This window comes from Novosphingobium sp. 11B (genome assembly GCF_054589055.1).
On record NZ_BAAILP010000090.1, the window covers coordinates 1 to 3,597 of the forward strand.

The following is a 3,597-nucleotide window of genomic DNA, read 5'->3' on the forward strand; positions in this document are numbered from 1 at the left end:
CTGGGACCGCTGGCCGCGTAAAACCGTGCCCTCGTCAAGGCGTCCTGACGATGGTTGGCCGTAACAGGCCAGCGGTCCCAGCCTTCGCTGGGATGACGGGGGTGTGGGTGCAGTCAGCGCACGCAAAAACACCCGCTGGCGAGTGCGGGCCATTACGCCGGGGAAATCAACGCAAGTCCGAGAACATCGGGTCGGCGTCGGGAGCGTCCAAGCAGGGACGCGGGGGTTTGTTTTCCGTGAAGCTCTGGCGAGTGGCCGGGTAACTCACGGTGCAGCCCGGCTCGACCTGTATTCCATCGGAAAGTCCCATGTGGCCGTCGTTAGGGTTCGCATCGTTATCGGCCGACGGCTATCCGGGATGGCCGTCCCAAGTCCTGCCGTGTGTCGCAGGAACGTATGGACGGCGTTTCCGGTAGCGCAGAGACAGTCCGGGTCTTCGATGGACGCGTGGTTTGCGCGATCGCGGCTGAAACCGCATCCCGGCCCACGACGCCGACCCGATACACCTCTCCGGCGTGATCATCGCCGGATCGGATGTCGGGCCATATAACCTATTTGGCGATAAATGTCAATCCTCAACCGCTTCGCCGCGCCCCTTGAAGCCCTTGGCGATGACATACCACTCGGACGAATCCTTGCGGCTGGCGGGCGGCTTGGCGTGCTTGACGCTGGTGAAGTGCTTCTTGAGCAGCGCGAGAAGCTGCGTGTCCGTCCCCCCGGCCAGCACCTTGGCCAGGAACGTCCCGCCGGGTGCCAGGTACTGGATGGCGAAGTCCGCCGCCGTTTCAACCAGGCCCATGGTGCGCAGATGGTCGGTCTGCTTGTGCCCCACGGTGTTCGCCGCCATGTCCGACAACACGAGGTCCGGCGCTCCCTCCAGCGCCGCGTCGAGTGCCGCCGGGGCCGCGTCCGCCATGAAATCCATCTCGAAGATGGTGACCCCCTCGATGGGGTCGGTGGGCAGGAGATCGATGCCGACGATCTTCGCCTTGGGCCGCTTCAGGCGCAGCACCTGGCTCCACCCTCCCGGTGCGATACCGAGATCGACGGCGCGCTCCACGCCCTTGAACAGCTCGAATTTCTCGTCGAGTTCCAGCAGCTTGTAGGCGGCGCGGCTGCGATAGCCGTCGGCCTTGGCCTTCTTCACGTAAGGGTCGTTGAGCTGACGCGTCAACCAGCGCGCCGAACTTGTCGAGCGCTTCTTGGCGGTCTTGAGCCGCTCGCCGGGATCGCGGCCGGAGCGGCTCATCGGGCGTGGACTGCGTTACGGATGGTGTCGGTCATGTTTCTAATTCCAGTTGCCGGACCCGGCGAGTGCGAGGCGATCAGGCTGCGCAAAATGCCTTCGCGGATGCCGCGGTCGGCAACCCCAAGCCGCGCGGCCGGCCAGAGGTCGAGGATCGCTTCGAGGATGGCGCAGCCGGCGACCACGAGGTCCGCCCGCTCACGCCCGATGCAGTTGAGCTCGCGCCGCTCCTCGATCGCCATGGAGGACAGGCGCGTGCTGATCCCGCGCATCGATTCGGCGGGCACAATCAGCCCGTCGACCATGCGCCGGTCGTATTGCGGCAGTTCGAGATGCAAGCTGGCGAGCGTGGTGACGGTGCCACTGGTGCCGAGCAGGCGCAACGGCCCCTCCTGGCTGGCGCTCTCGCGCGCCGGACCGACGCGCTTGGAGAACGCGGAGAAGCTCTCCGCCACCAGGCTGTGCATGTGGCGATACCGTTCGAGGCGTTCCGCCTGCGTCGTGCCTTCCGGCCCGCAGCTTTCGGTGAGCGAGACGACGCCCCAGGGCACGCTCTGCCAGTCGAGGATGCGCGGAACGGTGCCGGTGCTCTCGATCAGCACCAGTTCGGTCGAGCCGCCGCCGATATCGAAGATCATCGCCGGACCGAAGCCGTCCTCCAGCAGCACGTGGCAGCCCAGCACCGCCAGGCGCGCTTCTTCACGCGCGGAGATGATGTCGAGATGGATGCCGGTTTCCTCCCGCACCCGTTCGATGAATTCCGGCCCGTTGGTCGCGCGGCGGCACGCCTCCGTGGCGACCGAGCGGGCGAGATAGACGTTGCGGCGCATCAGCTTGTCCGCGCAGACCCGCAGTGCGGCCAGCGTGCGCTCCATCGCCGCGTCGGACAGGCGCCCGGACTGCGCGATGCCCTCGCCGAGCCGCACGACGCGGCTGAAGGCGTCGATCACCGTGAAATTCTCGCCCGAGGGCCGCGCGATGAGCAGGCGGCAGTTGTTCGTGCCGAGATCGATCGCCGCATAGGCCTGGCGCCCCGAACCCTGCCCCCCGGGCTGCCCCACGGGGACGGCCATCGAAGGGGCGGCCATCGAAGAAACCGGACGAACCGGCTGCGTCGGCGCCTGTGCGGGCGGTGCGGCTGTCTTTTCTACGCGCGGCGCCTTGGCTGCCTCGGGTTTGGTAGCGCTGCCTTTCGGGCGCGCCTTCCCCTTGGCTTTCGTGCCGGACGGCTGAGGGCTGGACTGGGAACTTGCAGACGCCTTCGCCTTGCCCCTTCTACCCTTGCGCCGCCGCGACGGACGACCCGTCACCTTGGCTGTTCCGGACACTTCGACTTTGGCAACCGGCGGATCGTGGTCCGCCATAAATTCGATACTCGTTCTAATGTCTTCCCGCCGATCGGGCGGGCACCTGAAAGCGATGCTAACGCCCCGCGCGCCAACCGGCAAGGGCAGCGGTTTTTTAGTGCATCAAGGTGCTTGACCCGAATCACGACCGCCGCTAGTGGGACGCCTCCCGATGCCCCGTCGTCTAATGGTAAGACTACGGATTCTGATTCCGTCTATCGAGGTTCGAATCCTCGCGGGGCATCCAATCTCTCCATACATCCATGAAACGAACTTGGCCCGCTGCGACGAATGACGTCCGCGCCGAGTGTCGCTGCTGGCTCTCCTACCCGCTTTGCAGGATCTGCCAGCTACTGTGCGGCGTCGAGGGCGAGCCTATGACGGCTTTGCGCTGATACGGCTGCTCGTTCTCCCGCTCAAGCGATGATGGGCGCGCGTGGATCACCAGTCGGCTTATGCCGGCAATCGTCTCGGCTATGCCTGGCGTATGTCATCATGCGCCGGATGCGTACGATGAATGCTCTGCGCCGAAACGTACTGAGCACAAATTTCCGGACAGACATGGACAGCACCGCCTTAGTCACCTCCCTGACCTGCTCCGCGACGGCGGGTACTCTTGAGGCGATAGTTGGCGATGGCGACACAGAGGCGGGGCAGGTCCTCCGAAGGCGGTCTCCCTGCCTGCGATTTCTGCCTTTGCGGGGATGACGGGAAGGTACGCCCGCTCCTCATCTTAGAGACGCTGGCACACGCCCCTGCACTGCCTTTAACGAGCGGTGCGGGCGTTGTGCTGCTCAGAAAAATGTGCGGGGAAAAACGGACCTGCTGCGGACACGGCTTCCCGCTCGCTTAGGTGTGCGTGCTTGCTAAGTCGTTGTAACGGTGGTTGCGGGGGTAGGATTTGAACCTACGACCTTCAGGTTATGAGCCTGACGAGCTACCGGGCTGCTCCACCCCGCGTCACCATATGGGGCTGGTTTTCAGCCCGGGAGTGTTTTGTTTGTC

Annotated in this window: 2 protein-coding genes and 2 tRNA genes; 1 reads left to right on the forward strand and 3 read right to left on the reverse strand. The window is 65.0% G+C overall.

What is annotated here, in order from left to right:
* Positions 1-568: 568 nt before the first annotated feature.
* A complete protein-coding gene (locus ACYPYD_RS07895; protein ID WP_008833541.1) occupies positions 569-1,249 on the reverse strand; it encodes an RlmE family RNA methyltransferase in 681 nt (226 codons plus the stop codon).
* Positions 1,246-2,610 carry a Ppx/GppA phosphatase family protein gene (locus ACYPYD_RS07900; protein WP_459662699.1) on the reverse strand — a complete coding sequence of 455 codons (1,365 nt, stop codon included), beginning with the start codon at positions 2,608-2,610 and terminating at the stop codon, positions 1,246-1,248. Before ACYPYD_RS07900 ends, ACYPYD_RS07895 begins: the two co-directional genes overlap by 4 nt.
* A gap of 155 nt (positions 2,611-2,765) precedes the next feature.
* Here ACYPYD_RS07900 and ACYPYD_RS07905 point away from each other — a divergent pair.
* Positions 2,766-2,839: transfer RNA gene (locus ACYPYD_RS07905), tRNA-Gln, on the forward strand.
* Between the two features lie 636 nt (positions 2,840-3,475).
* Here ACYPYD_RS07905 and ACYPYD_RS07910 read toward each other — a convergent pair.
* Positions 3,476-3,552, reverse strand: a tRNA-Met gene (locus ACYPYD_RS07910).
* Between the last annotated feature and the right edge of the window lie 45 nt (positions 3,553-3,597).

What these genes read in the sequence shown, in the direction of transcription:
- ACYPYD_RS07895 (WP_008833541.1), bottom strand. Translation starts at nt 1,249, where the DNA reads ATGAGCCGCTCCGGCCGCGATCCCGGCGAGCGGCTCAAGACCGCCAAG.
- ACYPYD_RS07900 (WP_459662699.1), bottom strand. Translation starts at nt 2,610, where the DNA reads ATGGCGGACCACGATCCGCCGGTTGCCAAAGTCGAAGTGTCCGGAACA.